This window comes from Agarivorans sp. QJM3NY_25 (genome assembly GCF_050870875.2).
GTDB lineage: Bacteria > Pseudomonadota > Gammaproteobacteria > Enterobacterales > Celerinatantimonadaceae > Agarivorans.
The window spans coordinates 857,665-877,812 of sequence record NZ_CP194041.2 but is presented as its reverse complement, the minus strand read 5'-3'; the positions used below and the strand labels follow the sequence as shown (position 1 = coordinate 877,812).

The window sequence follows — 20,148 nt, the reverse complement described above, 5'->3', positions numbered from 1 at the left end:
ATAACCTTTTATGTTCCTTGCAAAGCTAGCACTGCGGATGCTTTGTCAAATTGCCAGAAATAGCGTGCGCTAGCTGGTTTACCAATGTAATAACCCTGAGAGTAATCAACTCCCAATTTAATCAGTTCGTTATTTAATGCTTCCGATTCAACAAATTCAGCAATGGTCTTGTGGCCCAATTGATTGGCAATACCAACCAAGGCCTGAATAAACACCTTATCTTGGTGTTGATTCAAAATTTCTCGAACAAAAGAGCCATCAATTTTTAAGTAATCAAAGGGTAACTGTTTCAGCGAGTGAAACGAAGAATAACCGACCCCAAAATCATCTAATGCAATCGCACAACCAAGTGCCTTCAAACGCCGTATATGCTCTTCTGCTTGCTGCATGTTTGGTAACGCTGCTGTTTCGGTGATTTCAAAAATAATCATTTCGCCAGCAATATTACGACTCACAAATTCTCGGGCAATCCGGGCTATAACCTTTTCACTGCAGAAGGAGCGTGCCGATAAGTTTATCGCCAACTTATCGGTATAACCACAACGCAGATTGGTTTCCATCTGCTGCAAGGCCTGTTGCACGACCCATAAATCGATTTTGTCGATCTGGCCATTCTTCTCTGCTGCTAAAATAAGTTGATAGGGGGAATGTAAACGATCTTGTTCATCTCGAACCCGTAATAAAACCTCGTAATGCTCAACCTTATTCAGCTTATTGTTCATGATCGGTTGATAAAACAGTTCCAAACGGTCGCGTTCGATAGCATGTTGTGCCAAGTCCAACCAAAAGTGTTTTTTAGCGAGCTCCGAATCGCTATTCTCCGCTTCAAAACTTACCACACAGTTTTTACCACGCTCTTTCGCTTGATTGTTGCAAATATCGGCTTTTGCCATCAACTCTTCAAAGCTACTGCCATGTTCAGGAAAAGCAACAATTCCGACACAAGCCGAAGTGGTATGAATGATGTTGTGTCCCGGTACTCGAACTTGGGCCAATAAGCTAATGATCCGTTGTGCCGCGACTTCAGCATAGGCTAAACCGGTATCTTCAAGATAAATCGCAAATTCATCGCCACTGATGCGCGCTAAAATACTATCGTTTGGTAGCAAGCGCTCTAAGCTAGCCGAGACTTGGCAAAGCATTTCATCACCAGCACCGTGACCACTAATATCATTCACATATTTAAAATTATCTAAATCCACCATCAACAAGCAACCAAAACGTTGCTCTTCAACCATTTGATTCAAGACTCGCTCAAACTTACGACGATTCGGCAGATCGGTGAGGTTATCATAATTAGCAACCCACTCTAGCTCTTCAGCGCGGCTCTTCAATTGTTGTTCTAATGCTTCCAATTGATAAGACAATCGAACCAAGGCGTGATTCAGTTCATCGGACTCATCAGGCAATACCCGTTTACCTGTACTTTCCAAATTACGCCGAAATAGATTATGTGATGAGCGCGCCAATAAGGGTAAGTGATCGATGGTTTGTCGGATCCGTCGCAATGAAGGACTCAAGCAGAAAATAACAATCGCACCTGCGATAACCAAGGCTGCCATGCCAAACAACATGTTGTTATAATTTGCCCGATTAAGCAGCTGAGATTGGCTATTAATGTCATTGATAATGGCGTAATAAACCGGCTTGTTACCGACGTTTCGTTTTATCGGAAAAGCATGTAATTCACTCAAACCCCATTCACTATTAAATTGCTCAAGACCATTTACAATCGAATGGCTGTCAAGCTTGGTCAACATGTTAGCGATTGACTGACGATACATCGATTCGGCATATAATAAATGCAAGGAGGCATCGTCGTTCAGCTCGAGCATAAAATGGTGGCTGCCTCGACTGGCAGGAAACAATTCCAATAACCGCAAGGCGTCGATGCTGTAAAAGGCTTGATAATCTGTCTGTTGCTCACCCACCTTAAAATGAGTAGCAACGATCACTCGGCAGCTTAACGGGCAATCTAAGATCCAAGAAAGCGGTTGATGCGCTTGTAACATCCAATCGGTCGCTTTTTGGCTATGCTCTAAATAACCGAAATCATAACGCTCTCCCAGCTCAGGCACCACAAGGGTTAAACTGCGAATGGGTAGCTCTGTATAGTTCTTTAGATCTTGCCAAAAAGAATCAAATACCATTGCTAAATCCTCGGACTTAGCTTTCTCAAAACGATATGCTTGGCTGGCATTAAAGGAATTTAAACGCGTAAATACATCGTCATAATATTTTTGTAATTGATAATTTTGATCTGCAATGACATTGGTTCGACTGTCTCTGAAGAAACTCTGCAAATTGTCATGATTAAAGCTGATGAGGCCCACCAAACTAATCAACAATACACCGCACAGCAACAACAACGCCTTCGTTGCTAAGCCAAGTCGAAGATCTCGCATTTTTTAGGCTACCCTATACCAAGTCAGAGGCCATGTTTCCCTTGGTTTCTAACCATTGCTTCCGATCACCTGCGCGCTTCTTCGCGAGCAGCATATCCATCAACTGCAAAGTTGCGTGCTCTTCATCAATAGTGAGCTGAACCAAACGTCGTGTATTAGGATCCATGGTGGTTTCGCGCAATTGTAGAGGGTTCATTTCACCCAATCCCTTAAAGCGCTGTACATTCACTTTACCGCGTTTCTTTTCGGCTTCGATACGATCTAATATGCCTTGTTTTTCATCTTCATCGAGGGCATAGAACACTTCTTTACCCACATCAATTCGATACAAAGGAGGCATCGCCACATAGATATGCCCTTGCTCGACCAATGGCCTAAAGTGCATCATAAACAATGCGCATAATAGCGTGGCAATATGTAAACCGTCGGAGTCAGCATCCGCCAAAATACAGATTTTACCGTAACGTAAGCCGCTTAAATCATGACTATCAGGATCAATACCGATGGCCACCGAGATGTCATGAACCTCTTGCGAGCCCAGAACCTCACTCCCGTCCACTTCCCAAGTGTTGAGAATTTTACCCCGTAAGGGCATCACCGCTTGGATCTCTCGTTCACGCGCCTGCTTCGCACTGCCTCCCGCCGAGTCACCTTCCACCAAAAACAGTTCCCCAGCCAGCGGATCCTGACTCGTACAATCAGTCAGTTTCCCTGGTAAGGCTGGTCCCGATGTCACTTTCTTACGAGCAATTTTTTTACTGGAACGCATTCGCCGTTGCGCATTGTTAATAAACACTTCGGCAAGCAGTTCGGCTTGATCGGTATTACTATTTAGCCACAAACTAAAGGCATCTTTGACAACCCCAGAAACAAAAGCTGCTGACTGTCGAGACGACAAACGCTCTTTAGTTTGTCCGGCAAATTGTGGATCTTGCATTTTTACCGATAACACATAGCAACAACGGTCCCAGACATCGTCCGGCGTCAATTTCAGACCTCGCGGCAAAATATTACGAAACTCACAAAACTCTCGCATCGCATCGAGTAGGCCTTGCCGTAAACCATTCACATGAGTTCCGCCTTGCGCGGTAGGAATTAAGTTCACATAACTTTCGGTGATACTTTCGCCACCTTCAGGCAACCAACTCACCGCCCAATCTACAGCCTCTACATTGCTACTAAAAGCGCCGGTAAAGGGGTCGTCTGGCAGACTAATGTAATCTTTAAAGGACTGATTTAAATAGTCTTTTAAACCATCTTCGTAATACCATTCATCCTGCTGATTACTAATTTTATCAATAAACTTAATATTTAAGCCTGGACACAATACCGCTTTAGCTCGCAACAAATGACGCAGCCGTGAAACCGAAAACTTAGGGTTATCAAAATAACTTGGGGTTGGCCAAAACCGAACTTTGGTTCCGCTATTACGTTTGCCGACACTGCCAGTAACCGCTAACTCTTGAACCTTGTTCCCATCTTCAAAGGCCATTTCATAGACCTGGCTATCACGACGAACCTGCACTTCGACCCGGGAAGATAAGGCGTTAACCACCGAAATACCAACCCCGTGTAGCCCTCCAGAAAATTGGTAATGCTCATTCGAGAATTTGCCCCCCGCATGCAAGCGAGTAAAAATCAGCTCAACACCACTCACCTTCTCTTCCGGATGAATATCGGTAGGCATGCCACGACCGTCATCGACCACTTCGATAGATTGATCTGCGTATAAGGTAACGATAATAGACCGAGCGTGACCGGCAAGCGCCTCATCCACACTGTTATCGATGACTTCTTGTGCTAAGTGATTGGGACGAGTGGTATCGGTATACATGCCAGGTCGGCGTTTTACCGGATCTAAGCCACTTAATACTTCAATAGAGTCGGAATTATATTGGTCAGCCATGATGGAAATATTTACCTAAGAGCCAAGAAGTCGAGAATAGCACCACAATGGCGTTCAAAGCCTTGAAAGCTGTGGTCTCCGCCCTCTTCAATAGTGAATTTTGCGCCTTTATACTCGGTGACCGCTAGCCTAAAGTCCAGCACTTCATCACCCGTTTGTAACAACGCCCATAACTGTTGTTGACAGCTCAAATCGCTAACTTCCAGTTGTCGTAAGTGTTGTATATGCTGCGCTTGCAAGTCATAACGTTGCTGAGTATAGGGATTAATTTGTTCCCCTAAATAGTCGTTTAATAAGATATATGGTTTTACTGCTGGATTAACCAGTACCGCAGGAGCGCCCGTTTGTTGCGCCACTTTGGTCGCCAAAAAGCCACCAAGAGAACTACCAATAACACCTAAACGAGCATCATGATTTGATTCTAATAACTGGGAAATTTGCTCCCAAGCTTGCTGTGGATAACAGGCTAACTGAGGACATAAAAACTGAATATGTGGTGCATTTTCTGCGACATAGTTCGCCATAACTTGCGCCTTCGCAGAATAAGGCGAACTATTAAAACCATGTAAATACAATAAAACTGACGCTTGCTCCACTCAATAACCTTTAGATTTTGGATCCGGAAGAAAACTTCGCTCAGATAAACGACGTAAACGAGTGGCAATTCGCCCCTCTTTAGTTAACTGCAAGTAACGCCAGCCCGGTTGTTGGTGATCAAGAGCAAAATTTGCCGACAACGGTAAAAACTGAATACAAGTACTTGGTGTTGCAATATAAGCGATGCCATCAAACTGAAACTCATAGTTTTGATGCACATGACCAAAAATAACTCCTCGCACATTTGGATAGTTGGCGATCACAGCAAAAAAAGCATCTGCATTTTTCAAATTATGCTGATCTAACCACTTACTCCCCACAGGAATACTTTGATGATGCATTGCGATGAGTACATGTTTATCAGGATACTCAGCTAAAGCCTTGGCTAAGCGATCTAACTGTGACTGACTCAATGAACCATGCGGCTCTCCCGCCACTTGAGTATCTAACATGATGATTTGCCAATGTTCACTGACTAACTGCTTGGCGGTCAAAATCCCATGCTGTTCAAGCGTGTCCATGTTTCCTTGTAGATCATGATTCCCCGGCAACCAAAAGCAAGGCTTCTCTAACTGCGCAATTTTTTCAGCGAAACGTTGATAGGAACGTTTACTGTGATCTTGAGACAAATCGCCAGTGGCCAGAATGTAATCAAAGGGAATTTGGTCTTGTTGGATGTTCGACAACACAGCACTAAAACTGTCGCAAGTATTAACGCCTAGCAACCCGGTACGTTCATCAGCGAAAAGGTGGGTATCAGTCACTTGCAACAAATGCACACTGCCATCTTCTGCTGTATTAATATTTAATTTAGTAAATGCCACAATCTTTTCTTGGAGCTTGATTATTCAAACTCTACTTTCATCCGCTGTTTTAAACAAAATGCCAACCAGTCATTAAGAAACTGATTTATTTGATGCTTTTCGTCACGATGATGCATCTTTTTATTAGGATAATCATACCTTGGTTTTAGCTTATAAATCTGCTGACTAGCACACACTTCCGCCAAGCGCGCATCGTGATACAAGCGCACAATCAGCTGAGATCGTAAATACTGATGCGCTTGGCGACCAGTTTGTCTGATCTCATACAGCGAGGTATAACGCGTACGTTCTTTACACTCGAGCTGGTAGTCTTCACCAATTTGTGGCTGTAATCGTAGTGTCTGTCCACGGCTAAGCTCAGTCGGGAATAGGCGCATCAGCAAGACATAATTAGCAGCATAAAGCTGCATCAGTTGCTCAAGATTTACGCGATAACGACCAAGTTTTTTAGCCTGCATCTGCAACGCCATTATTTTGCCATTGCAGCAACACTTTCTGCAAATTTAGCTGCAACCATTGAATCGCAATTACAGCCGCAGCATTATCAATCAGGCCCGATTGTACCCATTCGAAGGCTTGTTCGCGACTTAAAACTTTCACCAATATGTCTTCATTTTCATTTTCCAATCCATGAACACCACCCGCTTGGCTTGCATCAACTTCACCGAGGTACAAATGAATGCGCTCACTTAAGCCTCCCGCGCCCGGTAAAAAACTATTACACGAAATCACTCGCTTCACCCTTAGCCCAGCTTCTTCTTCGGCTTCACGTACCGCAACATCCAATGGTGGTTGGTTACTATCAAGCATCCCGGCCACGATTTCCAATAACCAAGGACTGGCTCCAGTTTCGACCGCACCGATCCTAAATTGCTCAACTAAAACGACTTGGTCAAGTAGCGGATCAAAAAGCAAAATTGCTGCCGCATGACCTCGGTCTAACATTTCACGCTGAAACCACTGACTCCACCCCCCTTGGTACAAACGGTGACGCAAGGTGTAACGCTTTAATTTAAAGAAACCTTTATAGACATCCTCTACCTTCTGTATTTCCATGTCTTGATGAGAAAACTGACTCAGGTTTTTCAACTTAAGCATATGAATCTAGTCCCCTTTGTTTGGCGATTTAGTATATAATTTGCCGACTCTTAATGATCCGATGACAGATTGACTACAATCTATTATGATTTTTCTTAACTAAGTCTTAATCTAAAGTTAAAGCTGAGATAGACTAACATTTATTCGCAATATGTTAGCTGTTTAAGCCATATTGTTTAACTCCTAGAATTAATTTAACTCACTCCCGATAAACTTCGCACATCCAAGGCGAATAGAGGAAAGGCGAAATGAAGCTGAAAATGAAATCATTGATATTAGCTTGTACTTTTGGCTCGATAGCTTATCAAGCTCAAGCTGACGACTTATTGCAAATTTATCAATTAGCTCAAGAAAAAGATCCCGTCATCTTGCAAAGTAAATCGCAGCGTGACATCGCCTTTGAGAAAATAACTCAAACCCGAGCATCGCTACTCCCGCAAATCGGTTTTTCAGCGGGGGCAACATATACCAATTCCGATAACAGCAGTATCGACAGTATCACCAATACCAATGCATCGGTAGGTTTAAGCCAGTCACTCTATTCCAGAACCAACTGGACCAGTTTAAGCATTTCAGAAAAAGATGCGACACGGGTCGATGCCTTGTATGCCAACGATGTGCAAAATCTGATTATTCGAGTGAGCACCGCTTACTTTAACGTATTACGCGCCATCGATAATGTTAGTTTTGTACAAGCAAACAAGGCTGCTGTCGCTCGTCAACTAGAGCAAACTAAACAACGGTTTAATGTTGGCTTAACTGCGATTACCGACGTTCATGAAGCACAAGCCGAATATGACCGAACGCTTGCCGAAGAAATTCAAGCCAGTAATACCTTATCAAATAGTTACGAAGCCTTGCGCGAGTTAACTGGTTTAGAACATCGCCAACTCAATATTTTAAATACCGAACGCTTCGATCCCGCCGAACTAAATCAAGGCGCAAAGCACTGGTTAGAGCTTGCCAGCGATAAGAACCTTCAGTTGAACGCTCAGCGGATTGCCAAAGAAGTCTCTCAAGAGCAAATTAAATTGGCTCAAAGTGGTCATGCGCCAACCTTAGATTTAACCGCAGGTATTGGTTACGACAACAATAAATACGGGAATAGTATGACCGACAACGCTCAAGGTGGCAGTGCGAATTCGGGCAATATCGGTCTTGAATTCAACTGGCCTATCTACCAAGGTGGCAGTATTGACTCTCAGGTTAAACAAGCTCAATTTAGTTACATTGCAGCGTCTCAAGCCTTGGAGCAAACCTATCGTTCAGTACAAAGCACCGTAAACTCGGTGGTCAACAATGTCAGTGCGAGTATCGGCTCGGTAAAAGCCTTCGAGCAAACTGTTGTCTCATCTCAAAGCGCTCTGGAAGCCACCGAAGCAGGTTTTGAAGTGGGTACTCGAACCATCGTTGACGTACAAGATGCAACGCGTAATTTATACTCAGCAAAAAGTGATTTATCAAATGCTCGTTACGATTACATCTTAAATATGCTGTCGCTTAAACAAGCCGTAGGCACCCTAAATGAAGAAGACGTAGTATTGGTTAATTCAGGTTTAATGGCCGCTCAATAAATCCCCCAATGTCATGCATTCAATGTTAAAAACAGAGAGAATGCATGACCACGGAGAATTATTGGTTAATAAAAAAGGCGCCAGTGGCGCCTTTTTTACACGATGATGCATACTAATCAATCTGATTCTGACGGATCGATTGAATAATCTCTGAGGTAGAGCAGCCCTCCTCAAAATTAAGCACTTTTACCTCGCCACCATTGGCAATCACTTCTTCACCACCCGCGATTTCCTCTGGTTTATAATCACCGCCTTTGACTAACAAATCCGGTAACAAACTAGCGATCAGCCGCTGTGGGGTATCTTCAGTAAAGTCAACCACCCAATCCACCGCCCCCAAACCAGCCAATACAGCCATCCGACGATCAACACTGTTCACAGGGCGTCCTTCACCTTTTAAGCGCTTCACTGAATGATCACTATTAACGGCAACGATTAAGCGATCACCTAAAGTACGAGCGTGATTAAGATAAGATACGTGACCAGCATGTAAAATATCAAAGCAGCCATTCGTCATCACAACCTTTTCACCACGACGATGGGCAGCGTCTAAAGCTTGTTTTAACTGCTGTTCATTCAACACCCCAAAACCGGTTTCCTGATGACCATATACTGCGTTGGCAAGTTCAATGGTCGACACCGTCGAGGTCCCTAACTTACCCACCACAATACCAGCGGCCACATTGGCTAAAGCGCAGGCATCTTCTAGGCTAGCACCCGCTGCAAGGGCACAGGCTAAAGTAGAAATAACCGTATCACCAGCACCCGTGACATCATAGACTTCTTGCGCTAAGGCGGCCAAATGCAAAGCATCTTGCCCCTTACGAATCAGGGTCATTCCGTGCTCACTGCGCGTCACCAGCAAGGCTTGCAAATCTAATTCATCAATTAATTGAAGACCTTTTTGAACGATCTCTACCTCATCTTTACAAGCACCAACCACTGTTTCAAATTCAGAGAAGTTAGGCGTAAGCAGCGTTGCGCCGCGATATTTATCAAAGGCACTGCCCTTAGGATCGACTAAAACCGGCACCTTCGCTTCACGCGCTAAGCCGATTAAATCACCAACCCGATTCAATGCACCTTTATTGTAATCGGATAATATCACCACTTGATGCTGGTTGATCTGTTGGGTAAAACGATCACGCAAGTCTTGACTATCTACCTTATGAAAGCTCTCTTCAAAATCCAGACGGATCAACTGCTGATGACGGCTTAATACCCGCAATTTAGTAATCGTGGGATAATCAGCAAATTTACTGAACTGACAACTCACTCCCACTGCGGCTAGCTGATTTTCTAAGGCATGGCATGCCTCATCGTCACCACTCATGCCGAGTAAAGTTGAACTGGCACCCAAAGCGACCGCGTTTAAGGCGACATTCGCTGCACCACCAGGGCGCTCTTCAATTTGCTCAACTTTCACCACTGGAACTGGTGCCTCTGGAGATATTCGTCCAGTAGGTCCTTGCCAATATCGGTCTAACATCACGTCACCAACAACTAGCACCTTAGCTTGAGAAAACTCAGGGAGGGTTATTCGCATTACTCACTCTCATCGAAAATAAATTGCGAACAGTTTATCATAGTTAAAAATCTGGTCTGCGGCATAATTACCAGAATTCGGGTAAACTTGACTCACCAACTGAAGCAAAAAGAAAAACATGGCTGAAATATCTCCCCCCACACTCAACGCTGGCTCCTTCCACCCCCGAAATTGGGGGGCTTGGTTGTTAATTAGTTTCATGCTTGGTATTAGCCTGCTGCCCCATCGCCTGCAACATTACTTAGGCTTGGCGATTGGCCGCCTAGGAAAAAGACTACTCAAATCACGAGTGCATATCGCACGTCGAAACTTGCACATTTGTTTCCCAGAAAAATCTGCGGTGCAGCGTGAGCAATTGCTTGAACAATGCTTCATACATCTCGGACACTCGGTAGTCGATACCGCGAATGCTTGGTTTTGGCCAAAATGGCGCTTTGCCAAGCATCTTCATTTTGAAGGTTTGGAACATTTAGAGCAGGTGAGACAAAAACCAGGCGGAATTCTGCTGTTAAGTGCTCACTTCTGGACTCTAGAAAGCCATGCCAGAGCCTTTGGAGTCATTGATCCTGGCGTTGGTATCTATCGTCCGAATAAAAACCAAGTCTATGAGTATTTCCAATACCATGGACGAACCAGAGCCAATAAGTACCTGGTCGACCGAACCGATGTGCGAGGCATGATAAAAGCTTTAAAAAATGGGAATGCGGTTTGGTACGCCCCCGACCATGATTACGGAACCCACGCGGCTGTATTTGTGCCTTTTTTTGCTCAGCCAAACGCTGCTACCATTACCGGAACAGCCACCCTCGCTCGAGTCAAAAACGTACAGGTACTGATGAGTTACGCACTTCGAAACACAGATGGTTCGATCACCTTGGTGATAGAACCCGCTATCGAAAATTATCCCGCTGGTGACACTAAAGCCGATGCGCGCACGATTAATCAGGCCATAGAAAAAGCCATTTTACGCGCTCCCGAGCAGTACATGTGGATCCATCGTCGCTTTAAATCGCGCCCAGAGGGCGAACCCAGCGTCTACTAATCTACCTTTGGTGCTTGAGCGGCAAATAATTGTCGCCAGGTATCACAAACAACGCTCAGATCGAGGGTGAACTGAGCCTTTTCGACCAGCCGCGGTAATTCTTGTAAGGATTGACGATGCCCCTCGTCACGGATCTCTAAATAACAACGAGTCAAGCCCTGTGCCTGCTGTTTGTCTAAGATCCCCAGCTGCGCGCAGCTTTCAAAAATCCGGACATTATCACTCCATCGACTCAGCTCAGGACAGCGATCGGTATACTGTAATACCAAATACTGCGCAATAAACTCAATATCAACCATCCCCCCAGCCGACTGCTTCAAATCGAATAAATCACTAGTTTCTCTACTCAAATGCTGGCGCATTTTATGCCGCATCTCCACCACTTGGTTGATGAGTTCTGTAGGTTCACGTTTGATCGACAAAATTTGATGGCGAACCTGTTCAAAACGTTGCCCTAAGTCACGATCACCATAAACCACTCGGGCTCGCACTAAGGCTTGGTGCTCCCAAGTCCAGGCTTCTTTCAGTTGATACTGCTCAAACGCATCGATCGCCGATACCAACAAACCCGAAGCCCCCGATGGACGCAGACGCATATCGAGCTCATACAATACGCCAGAGGCGGTGCGGGTATTAAACAAGTGCATAATGCGTTGCGCTAATTTGAGATAAAACTGCTTACTATCGATTTGCTTCGGACCAGTGGTGTAGGTAGAGCTGTCACTGTTATGTAAAAAAACCAAATCTAGATCGGAGCTATAGCCAGTTTCGATGCCACCGATCTTGCCGTAGCCCACAACCGCAAAACCGCGTTGCTGTTGCTCAAGGTGTTCCGGGTAGCCATGGCGCTCCACAATTTGCGCCCAAGCATGTTCAACCACCGCATTTACAATTACTTCTGCAACCGCTGTTAAGTGATCACTTACTTTCATCAACGGTAGCGCACCGGCGATATCCGCGGCGGTGATCCGCAACTGTTGTATTTGCTTGAACTGACGTAAGGCCTCCATTTGCTGTTCCATGTCATCGGCTGGGATCCGCAACATAAACTCGCGTAGCTGCTGGGCGTAGCTATCGGCACTGACCGGATTATATAACAACGCGGGATCAAGCAATTCATCCAGCAAGATCGGAAAGCTTGCCAACTTCTCGGCCAACATCGCGCTGCCAGCACACAAGCGCAACAGTTGATGCAAAGAGCCTGGATTTTCGGCTAATAATTCTAGATAAGCAGTACGGGACAAGATCCGCTCTAACAACACCATGACTCGGGGTAATACTAAGTTGGTTTTCGGATGCTCAAACAACTGTTGTAACAAGCTCGGCATCATCCGCTCTAAAGTTTGTCGGCCCCGTTGACCAATTTGCCGATGCTCCACTGCATGCATAAAGTGATACATAGTTTCCACGCGTTGCTGCTGCTCCGCTTCAGCGCAAACATGTTTAGCCATGAGCGAGGCAAGCGCTTCGCGATCAGCACCACAATGCCACAGATCTTCGTAATCTTGGCTAGCTTGATGCTCATCACATTGTTCATCGCCAATGGCGCTTTGGAAACAGCCATTCACCTCGGCTAATAAAGCTTGTAGTTGCTGATAAAAATCAACCCAGGATGCTTCCCCCATCACCCATGCGATCCGCTGTTGATCAAGCTCGCTATCCGGCAGAGTTTGGGTTTGTTTATCATCAATTTGCTGTAAGATATTTTCTACCTGACGCAGATACAGATAATGCTTGGTAAGCAATTGCGTCTGCTCAAGACTCAACTCGCCGTACTCACTGAGTAAGCTCAAAGCCTTGAGCAATGAGCGCGTTTGCAGGACTGGTTCTCTTCCGCCACGGATCAATTGAAAAGTTTGCGCAATAAACTCAATCTCACGGATCCCTCCTGAGCCTAGTTTGATGTTATCACGTAAGCCCTTACGTCGAATTTCCGAGTTAATCATCGCCTTCATCGAGCGCAATGCTTGGATCGCACTAAAATCTATATAACGACGATACACATAAGGTTTTAGCATGGCTTGAATGGCTTGGTCATAACGCAAATCTTGGTTAATCACCCGCGCTTTCACCATCGCATAGCGTTCCCAATCACGACCATGATGCTGATAGTAATCTTCAAAGGCGGCATAGCTTACCGCCAAGGGGCCCGACTCACCAAAAGGACGCAGCCGCATATCCACGCGAAATACAAAACCATCAACGGTCGGTTGATCGATTAGTTGAATTAGACGCTGGCCCATACGAATAAAAAATTGCTGATTAGCAATGCTTCGCCGCCCACCTTGAGTTTCGCCATTTTCTGGAAAACAAAAAATCAAATCGATATCAGAGGAGAAGTTAAGCTCGCGTCCCCCTAACTTACCCATGCCTATCACCACCAAGGCTTGAGCATTGCCAGCGCTATCCATCGGCGTCCCTGATTCAGCACAACAACGCGAATATAGCCATTGATTCGCACAGTCAACACAGCTGTCGGCCAGCGCCGATACTTGCGCAAAGCTGTCGGTAACCGCTTGGCCTTGGGTTAAATCTCGCCAGGCGATCAACACCATTTGCTGGCGACGAAACCGCCGTAATACTTTCTTGGCAGCATCATCATTTTGTTGTTCGGCTAATTGAGCAGTCAGTTGCTCACGTAGCTGCGTCTCTGTTAACACCTGGCTTAGCAGCTGCTGTTGCCAAATATCGAGCAGCAAAGAAGGCTGAGCAATACAACTATCGGCAATAAAGTCACTCACCGCGAAGGCCTGTTGCGACTGTTGCTGCTGGTACTCGCTGAGTTCAGTGTTTAGTCTGGGTTCCAAGGCGACCACTCGCTCCCATGACTGGGCAGCGAAAGATAAAAGTTGTTGTTGCAGAGGGAGAGCATTTGACATAGTTAGCAGCACCACAGCTGAGAAATTAAATGAATCTGAACATGAAAACTATTGAAGTTCAAGCATCCACTAGCCGATATTCAGGCGCCACCACTACACTCCAAATATGCCTTATTTATCACAAAACTGTTTGATATATCAGTATTTACCCCGCAATACTGAAAATCTTTAAAACTCAGGTATAGTGCTTATATATCGCTCAGTACTCGCTGCAGGATGCGCTGATGAAAACCAATATAAACGCCTTCGACTTGGTCATGATGTTACTGTCCATTATCGCCATTGGCATTGTCAGTAGTTTGTATTTTTATCCTAGTGATTCACAACTACACGCGTTGTTAGTCACTTTGGATACCTTAATCTGCTGTGTTTTCATCACCCACTTTTTTAGTCGCATGTTACGTAGCCATACACCAATGCACTACCTAAGCCACCATTGGATCGACTTATTTGCCAGTATTCCATTGATTGAACCGCTGCGTTTCCTGCGGTTTATTCATGCGGTGAAGCTAATTAAAGCCATCTCGGTACAGCAACACTTGTTTAAAAGACTCAAACATAGAAGAGTTGAAGCAACTTTAGCCGCCATATTACTGGTCCTCCTGATCATTGTGTTACTTGGTTCGATTGGCATCTTAATCGCCGAAGGGAGTGAGTCTGGCGGACAAATTCACAGCTCTGGAGAAGCTCTTTGGTGGGCAATTGTTACCATTTCTACGGTCGGTTATGGTGACTTTGTGCCAGTCACTGACGCCGGACGAGTCATCGCTAGTGTGATGATTTTAACTGGCGTCGGTTTTTTTGGTGCCATCTCCGGTTTAATGTCGGCCATGCTATTACGTGATGAAACCGCCAAAGAAACTGAGCTCGTGCGTTTTATACAACAGCATCATGCCAATCAAAAAACCATGCAGCAACAACTACAACAAATCGAGCAACAGTTACACCAGCTACAGCAAAAGCAACATCCCAAAGACTAATCGAGCAACAGTTACACCAGCTACAGCAAAAGCAACATCCCAAAGACTAATCGAGCAATGATGGTGAGCAATAACAGGGTACCAGCCAGCGATGATCTGAGTTCAAATAACTCCTTTCCAAAGCTTAATTTATTCGGAAGAACTCAAACTCACCCGAGCATGCAACCATAGATTCGCCAACGCTTCATAAATTGCAGTATCCGCCTTGGCAATATTACTGAACTTCGGGATAAAGGCTCGCCAACTGAGTGGCGCTTGCCAATTACGCACCTGATAATAACTTGGTGCGGCAGTCACTTTTAACCCTTGCTGCTGAAATAACCACATCGCTCTTGGCATATGCGCAGCTTGTGTCACCAGTACGATGTTTTTTCCACGATAGCTACCTGCCACCGTTTGCGCTTCTGCTGCCGTATTTAAGTTATGGTAGCTACGTAACAGATGTGAGTCCAGGACACCTAAGGATATCGCCAATTTGGCCAACATATCGGCATGCTCCACGCCACTGGCTTCTACATCCCCGCCCGAGAGCAATATTTGACTCTCTGGATGCTGTCTCCATAAGCGAATAGCCTCCACCAGCTTTACCGTAGCGCAGGGTAAAACTTGGCTAGAGAGTGGTTGTGTTTTATCCACGTAATGCAAACAACCCAAGACCACAATCAGGTCCGTATCGGCGGGTAATACATGCATCGCCGGATATTGAGTTTCAAAAAACCGTAGCATTTTACCGCTCAACGGACCAAGACTGAAAACCAGCGCCAACAACAAGGAAATAAAAACTAAACTTTTTGCCAGGTAAGCTCGGCCAAGTAACCAACAGATCGCCGCCAACAACAATAATAGCCATAGCAAAGTGCTAGGTATAAACAGACTGATCAATAACTTACTAAACAAAAAGCTACTCACAGAAACTACCAATAAACCGTTTGTTGCAAGGCTTGTTGGCGAGAGAACGTTAAAGCATCTAATAGCGATTGTTCTTTTCGGCTGACCCATTTTTCGATCGTTTGCTGTAACTCCGGCTCCAAATCATCAAACAGGGCCCGCAAGGGTTTATACAAACTCAACTCTTCAATCCCCGACAAAATATCCATCCATGGCAATCGAAATTCTTGTCGAGCGCTCTCATCAAATAATTCCCCAACACAGATCCCCACCAGCAAATTCCGTCTTAATTTGGTGGCTTGCTTAATGTACACATCGGCATCCACTTCAGGTAATGCGAGATCAGAGTTGCGCAAATGAGTCCAACTGGTCGCTAACAATTGTTGAGCGACTTGGCGAATATCTAAGGCTTGCACCGTTGGGCTATTTTGCCATTCTGCCAAATACAACCAACGAGTGATTTTTAACATCAAACGACAATAGCGCGGGCTGTGCATTAACTGGTGGATTTGTTCCACTTGGGGTAAGGCATTTTGTTGCTGTTGTAAGGACTTTAACAGGGAGCGCTGCTGAGGCAGCTTTTTAATTAAAACACCGCGTTCTGCGGTCAGTCTCGATAAACTATGGGCCTGATTAAGCCAGCTAAACTGTTGGCGTAACCAACGCAGCTCACTCAACCAAGGACAAGCAACCAAGTCTAACTCACTAAACATCTTACAAGCCTGAACCAACATTTGGACGCCCATCGACACCTGTTCTAAGACCTCAAGCTGGGGATTATCTAAAAACAGCTGTTCGTGATACTGCCAATGCCCTAAGGCCGTAGAAAAAATACGAGACAAACACTCGGCACCGTGGGGGGCATCACTCAACTTAACCGGAAGTAAATGTTTAAGCGTTTCGCGATGACCCGCGGCTAACCGATAACCACGCTTCGCTTTGCTTATATTAGCTAAACGTAAACCGTCAATCTCGGCGATATCACTAGCCAATTCAAATAACTGAGTCACATCACCTTTGACTAATTCCAATTCAATTTCGCAAATCGCTTCCCGTTCGGTATTAGCAATTAACCAACCTTGATCAAAGGCCACCTCAACTAAGGTATCGTTGGCCAAGTCGAGTAACCACGTTTGCCGGTCAAAAACGGTACTAAATAAGGGGACTAATTGTTGTTCGATTTGTGCTAAATCTGCATCTTGTGGCCATTCAATTTGATTAAACAACGCCAATTGCGGCTGTTTAGTCGGCACCAGCGAATTATACTCTGGTCGTTGATGTAAACCGCCAACCACCACCCCATCGGTTTTTAAGGTTTGCACATCTGCACCATCACCGCTGCGAATTCGGAGCCCCATGCCCCAACGCATTAGTTGGCGATCTGGAGTATCAAAATAGATACTGGTTAGCGGCTTTATTTCCGTTTGCAGCACACTATAATGACACAGTCGTTCGAACAACGCTGAGGCACAATGAGGTGCCGCTAACAGCTTGATTTCAATTTCATTGTTCATGGTTTATCCATGCTTGCTGACGCAGCGCCCGGCTCTCCTGTTGGGATTTTGAACAAATTTTTTTGATTTATCTCAATTAAAACGTACTAAAATTGCAGATAAAAGCTTGCAACTAAGCTAGTCTACGTTACCATGCGCCTCGCAAAAAATATATCCTTTGCATAGCTAATTGGAACAGAGATTATGTCTGGAAATACAATTCTTGGTTTGTTTGCTAAATCGCCAATTAAACCATTACAAGAACATATCAATGTAGTACATGAGTGTTGTGAAGGTTTAGTACCTTTTTTCGACGCTGTACTAAAAAAAGATTGGAAAACTGCCGCTAAGCGTCGCGTAATCATCTCTGAATTAGAGAAAGAAGCGGATCGAATGAAACGAGATATTCGATTAAATCTTACCGGTGGACTTTTCATGCCAATTGAACGTTCCGACGTTCTCGAACTGTTGACTCATCAGGACAGAATAGCCAACAAAGCAAAAGATATTTCAGGCCGTATGCTTGGGCGAAAAATGGAGTTACCACCGAAGCTGGCGGAAATGTTCATGGAGTATCTGCAACGCTGTTTAGATGCCACCGCGATGGCTAAAGCGGTGATTAATGAATTAGAAGACTTACTCGAAACCGGTTTTAAAGGCCGTGAAGTCAATGTCGTGAAAGACATGGTTGAGAAACTCGATCTCATCGAAGACGAAACCGACGGACAACAGCGCAAAATCCGTAGAAAACTACAAAAATTAGAGAAAAAACTCGATCCCATCGACGCAATGTTCCTCTACTTCATCATTGAAGCCATTGGCGAACTCGCCGATCAGGCACAACGTGTTGGCGCACGTTTAGAACTGATGATCTATCGCTAAAAAATAAGAAATCACTTAGGTAACTCCAATGGAAATTCTTGCAACTTACGGCACCACGCTGGTTATCATCGCGGCTGTCTTCGGCTTTGTGATGGCTTGGGGTATTGGCGCGAATGATGTCGCCAACGCCATGGGCACATCGGTCGGCTCTAACGCTATCACGATTAAGCAAGCAATCATCATCGCGATGATTTTCGAATTCGCCGGTGCTTATTTGGCTGGCGGCGCGGTCACCAACACGGTTCGTAAAGGGATCATTGATTCAGGAGCTTTCACCCAAACACCAGAGTTACTGGTATTTGGCATGATTGCCGCGTTATTGGCGGCAGGAACCTGGCTATTAATCGCCTCCTATAACGGATGGCCTGTTTCTACCACCCACTCTATCATTGGCGCCATCGTTGGTTTTGCCGCGGTGGGCGTAGGTACCGAGGCCGTAGAATGGGGCAAAGTATCCAGCATTGTCGGCAGCTGGATTATTACCCCTGCAATATCCGGCATAGTCGCCTATTTCATTTTTATGAGCGCACAAAAGCTCATCTTTGAGAATGAAAACCCACTGGCAGCAGCCAAACGCTACGTGCCCGGCTACATGTTCTTAGCTGGGTTTATGATGGCCTTAGTGACCATCAAGAAAGGATTAAAGCACGTCGGCTTGGAAATGAGTTCGACCGAAGGCTACCTCTGGGCAATCGCCGTTGGTTTAGTGATTGCAATCGTCGGTAAGTACATCATTACCCGTCTGAAAATCGACCCGAAGGCCGACCGTCAAATGCACTACACCAACGTAGAGAGAGTATTTGCGGTACTAATGGTTATTACGGCTTGCTGCATGGCGTTTGCCCATGGCTCAAATGATGTGGCAAATGCAATTGGACCATTGGCCGCAGTGGTGAGCGTCGTTCACAACAACGGGGAAATCACAGGCAAGGCGGCACTCGCTTGGTGGATCCTACCGCTTGGTGGCTTGGGTATTGTTGCTGGTTTAGCCTTATTTGGTCACCGCGTAATCGCGACAATTGGTAAGGGTATTACCGAGCTCACACCAAGTCGTGGTTTTGCTGCCGAACTCGCAGCAGCGACTACCGTGGTGATTGCTTCGGGTACAGGTTTGCCCATTTCAACAACCCAAACACTAGTTGGCGCGGTGTTGGGTGTCGGTATGGCGCGTGGTATTGCCGCACTTAATTTAGGCGTGGTGCGTAACATTGTCGTCTCGTGGGTGATCACCCTGCCAGCGGGCGCTTTGTTGTCCATCGTGTTCTACTATATTTTATTGGGTATTTTTGGCTAAATAACCTTAATCAAGCTAACTTTTACTCACAATAACAACGTTGTTGGTTGAGACTGACAACGTTGTTTCGTACACTAACGGCGAATACAATCAAATCCGAAGAGATATGCCGTGATCCTCAGAAACTTATCCGCAGCTTTTTTATTGCTCGCCCTCACTTCGCCAGCCATCGCTCAAACTCGTTATATATCGGATGACTTGTTCATTTTCATGCATTCCGGGCCCAGCAATCAATTTCGAATTTTAGGTAGCGTAAACGCCGGCACTAAAATTAACCAAATTGGCTACGATGCAGAACATAAATACGCCAAAGTCGTCCTCGACAATGGTCGTGAAGGTTGGGTTGACTCCAAATACCTAAACTCGAAACCTGGTCTTGCATACCAATTGGAACAAATTAAAGCGCAGCTCAAACTTAGCGAAAGCAAGTTCAAGCAGCAGCTAGAAAGCAGTGAAAGCAATTCTGCTGGACAACTTATCAAGCTCGAATCTCAGCAACAACAAATCGAGCAATTACAGTTAACCAACGACCAACTGAATGAGCAACTCAGTCAAATCAGCAAACAAAACATTAATCTTCAAGCTGAACTTGACGCCATTGACGAAGCGGTGCAAATGCAATGGTTTATGCGTGGCGCGGGCGTTGCCGGTATCGGTCTAATTTTAGGTTTATTATTGCCGATGATCCCTCGTCGCAAAAAACGAGACCAACAATGGATGTAGGTTTAACCATTAAAAAG

General features: G+C 45.3%; 16 protein-coding genes. 6 read left to right on the top strand and 10 right to left on the bottom strand.

Translation table 11 applies throughout. The features are described from left to right. Nucleotides 1–8: 8 nt before the first annotated feature. The 6 genes from ACRRSW_RS04000 to nudF all read right to left on the bottom strand — a co-directional run bounded on the left by ACRRSW_RS04000 (nt 9) and on the right by nudF (nt 6,830). Entirely contained in the window at nt 9–2,405 is a 2,397-nt protein-coding gene (locus tag ACRRSW_RS04000; protein ID WP_432460937.1) for a putative bifunctional diguanylate cyclase/phosphodiesterase, read from the bottom strand. A 13-nt stretch (nt 2,406–2,418) separates the two neighbouring features. Continuing rightward, the gene (gene parE, locus ACRRSW_RS03995; protein ID WP_432460936.1) at nt 2,419–4,311 is read right to left on the bottom strand and encodes a DNA topoisomerase IV subunit B; all 1,893 of its coding nucleotides are present in this window, start codon (nt 4,309–4,311) and stop codon (nt 2,419–2,421) included. 11 nt (nt 4,312–4,322) lie between these two features. Next, nucleotides 4,323–4,835, bottom strand: coding sequence for a YqiA/YcfP family alpha/beta fold hydrolase (locus ACRRSW_RS03990; RefSeq protein ID WP_432454510.1), 513 nt, complete (start codon nt 4,833–4,835; stop codon nt 4,323–4,325). Between the two features lie 72 nt (nt 4,836–4,907). Further along, a complete protein-coding gene (gene cpdA, locus ACRRSW_RS03985; RefSeq protein ID WP_432454511.1) occupies nt 4,908–5,732 on the bottom strand; it encodes a 3',5'-cyclic-AMP phosphodiesterase in 825 nt (274 codons plus the stop codon). A gap of 20 nt (nt 5,733–5,752) precedes the next feature. Next, complete coding sequence (locus ACRRSW_RS03980) at nt 5,753–6,190, bottom strand: DUF1249 domain-containing protein (RefSeq protein ID WP_432454512.1); 438 nt, start codon at nt 6,188–6,190, stop codon at nt 5,753–5,755. Continuing rightward, entirely contained in the window at nt 6,180–6,830 is a 651-nt protein-coding gene (gene nudF, locus ACRRSW_RS03975; protein ID WP_432460934.1) for an ADP-ribose diphosphatase, read from the bottom strand. The genes ACRRSW_RS03980 and nudF overlap by 11 nt, the downstream gene beginning before the upstream one ends. Before the next feature lie 248 nt (nt 6,831–7,078). Between nudF and tolC the strand changes: the two genes are divergently transcribed. Next, entirely contained in the window at nt 7,079–8,404 is a 1,326-nt protein-coding gene (tolC, locus tag ACRRSW_RS03970; protein WP_432460933.1) for an outer membrane channel protein TolC, read from the top strand. A gap of 112 nt (nt 8,405–8,516) precedes the next feature. Here tolC and hldE read toward each other — a convergent pair whose 3' ends face one another. After that, nucleotides 8,517–9,950 (bottom strand): bifunctional D-glycero-beta-D-manno-heptose-7-phosphate kinase/D-glycero-beta-D-manno-heptose 1-phosphate adenylyltransferase HldE, encoded by a 1,434-nt coding sequence (gene hldE / locus ACRRSW_RS03965; RefSeq protein ID WP_432460932.1) that lies wholly within the window; start codon nt 9,948–9,950, stop codon nt 8,517–8,519. 118 nt (nt 9,951–10,068) lie between these two features. Here hldE and lpxL point away from each other — a divergent pair, with 118 nt between their 5' ends. Then, nucleotides 10,069–10,992 (top strand): LpxL/LpxP family Kdo(2)-lipid IV(A) lauroyl/palmitoleoyl acyltransferase, encoded by a 924-nt coding sequence (gene lpxL / locus ACRRSW_RS03960; protein WP_432460931.1) that lies wholly within the window; start codon nt 10,069–10,071, stop codon nt 10,990–10,992. On the opposite strand, the gene glnE is transcribed toward lpxL, so the two are convergent. Then, nucleotides 10,989–13,871, bottom strand: a complete 2,883-nt coding sequence (gene glnE, locus ACRRSW_RS03955) for a bifunctional [glutamate--ammonia ligase]-adenylyl-L-tyrosine phosphorylase/[glutamate--ammonia-ligase] adenylyltransferase (RefSeq protein ID WP_432460930.1) — start codon at nt 13,869–13,871, stop codon at nt 10,989–10,991. The two genes, lpxL and glnE, sit on opposite strands and share 4 nt — an antisense overlap. 224 nt (nt 13,872–14,095) lie before the next feature. Here glnE and ACRRSW_RS03950 point away from each other — a divergent pair, with 224 nt between their 5' ends. Next, nucleotides 14,096–14,851, top strand: a complete 756-nt coding sequence (locus ACRRSW_RS03950) for a potassium channel family protein (RefSeq protein ID WP_432460929.1) — start codon at nt 14,096–14,098, stop codon at nt 14,849–14,851. Between the two features lie 129 nt (nt 14,852–14,980). On the opposite strand, the gene ACRRSW_RS03945 is transcribed toward ACRRSW_RS03950, so the two are convergent. Together ACRRSW_RS03945 and ACRRSW_RS03940 are read right to left on the bottom strand one after the other, a co-directional pair. Further along, nucleotides 14,981–15,760 (bottom strand): YdcF family protein, encoded by a 780-nt coding sequence (locus ACRRSW_RS03945; RefSeq protein ID WP_432460928.1) that lies wholly within the window; start codon nt 15,758–15,760, stop codon nt 14,981–14,983. Between the two features lie 5 nt (nt 15,761–15,765). Continuing rightward, complete coding sequence (locus ACRRSW_RS03940) at nt 15,766–17,253, bottom strand: CYTH domain-containing protein (RefSeq protein WP_432460927.1); 1,488 nt, start codon at nt 17,251–17,253, stop codon at nt 15,766–15,768. 183 nt (nt 17,254–17,436) lie between these two features. On the opposite strand from ACRRSW_RS03940, the gene ACRRSW_RS03935 reads away from it, so the two are divergent. The 3 genes from ACRRSW_RS03935 (at nt 17,437) to ACRRSW_RS03925 (ending at nt 20,131) form a co-directional block, all read left to right on the top strand. Beyond that, nucleotides 17,437–18,114: a TIGR00153 family protein gene (locus tag ACRRSW_RS03935; RefSeq protein WP_432454521.1), complete on the top strand. Its 678-nt coding sequence runs from the start codon at nt 17,437–17,439 to the stop codon at nt 18,112–18,114. Nucleotides 18,115–18,142: 28 nt separating this feature from the next. Continuing rightward, complete coding sequence (locus ACRRSW_RS03930) at nt 18,143–19,408, top strand: inorganic phosphate transporter (protein ID WP_432460926.1); 1,266 nt, start codon at nt 18,143–18,145, stop codon at nt 19,406–19,408. A 111-nt stretch (nt 19,409–19,519) separates the two neighbouring features. Then, nucleotides 19,520–20,131, top strand: a complete 612-nt coding sequence (locus ACRRSW_RS03925; RefSeq protein WP_432454523.1) for a TIGR04211 family SH3 domain-containing protein — start codon at nt 19,520–19,522, stop codon at nt 20,129–20,131. Nucleotides 20,132–20,148: the final 17 nt, after the last annotated feature.

Coding starts and splice junctions, on each gene's coding strand:
- glnE (WP_432460930.1), bottom strand. CDS start 13,871: ATGTCAAATGCTCTCCCTCTGCAACAACAACTTTTATCTTTCGCTGCC.
- ACRRSW_RS03940 (WP_432460927.1), bottom strand. CDS start 17,253: ATGAACAATGAAATTGAAATCAAGCTGTTAGCGGCACCTCATTGTGCC.
- nudF (WP_432460934.1), bottom strand. CDS start 6,830: ATGCTTAAGTTGAAAAACCTGAGTCAGTTTTCTCATCAAGACATGGAA.
- tolC (WP_432460933.1), top strand. CDS start 7,079: ATGAAGCTGAAAATGAAATCATTGATATTAGCTTGTACTTTTGGCTCG.
- hldE (WP_432460932.1), bottom strand. CDS start 9,950: ATGCGAATAACCCTCCCTGAGTTTTCTCAAGCTAAGGTGCTAGTTGTT.
- ACRRSW_RS03930 (WP_432460926.1), top strand. CDS start 18,143: ATGGAAATTCTTGCAACTTACGGCACCACGCTGGTTATCATCGCGGCT.
- parE (WP_432460936.1), bottom strand. CDS start 4,311: ATGGCTGACCAATATAATTCCGACTCTATTGAAGTATTAAGTGGCTTA.
- ACRRSW_RS03980 (WP_432454512.1), bottom strand. CDS start 6,190: ATGCAGGCTAAAAAACTTGGTCGTTATCGCGTAAATCTTGAGCAACTG.
- lpxL (WP_432460931.1), top strand. CDS start 10,069: ATGGCTGAAATATCTCCCCCCACACTCAACGCTGGCTCCTTCCACCCC.
- ACRRSW_RS03935 (WP_432454521.1), top strand. CDS start 17,437: ATGTCTGGAAATACAATTCTTGGTTTGTTTGCTAAATCGCCAATTAAA.
- ACRRSW_RS03990 (WP_432454510.1), bottom strand. CDS start 4,835: ATGGCGAACTATGTCGCAGAAAATGCACCACATATTCAGTTTTTATGT.
- ACRRSW_RS04000 (WP_432460937.1), bottom strand. CDS start 2,405: ATGCGAGATCTTCGACTTGGCTTAGCAACGAAGGCGTTGTTGTTGCTG.
- ACRRSW_RS03950 (WP_432460929.1), top strand. CDS start 14,096: ATGAAAACCAATATAAACGCCTTCGACTTGGTCATGATGTTACTGTCC.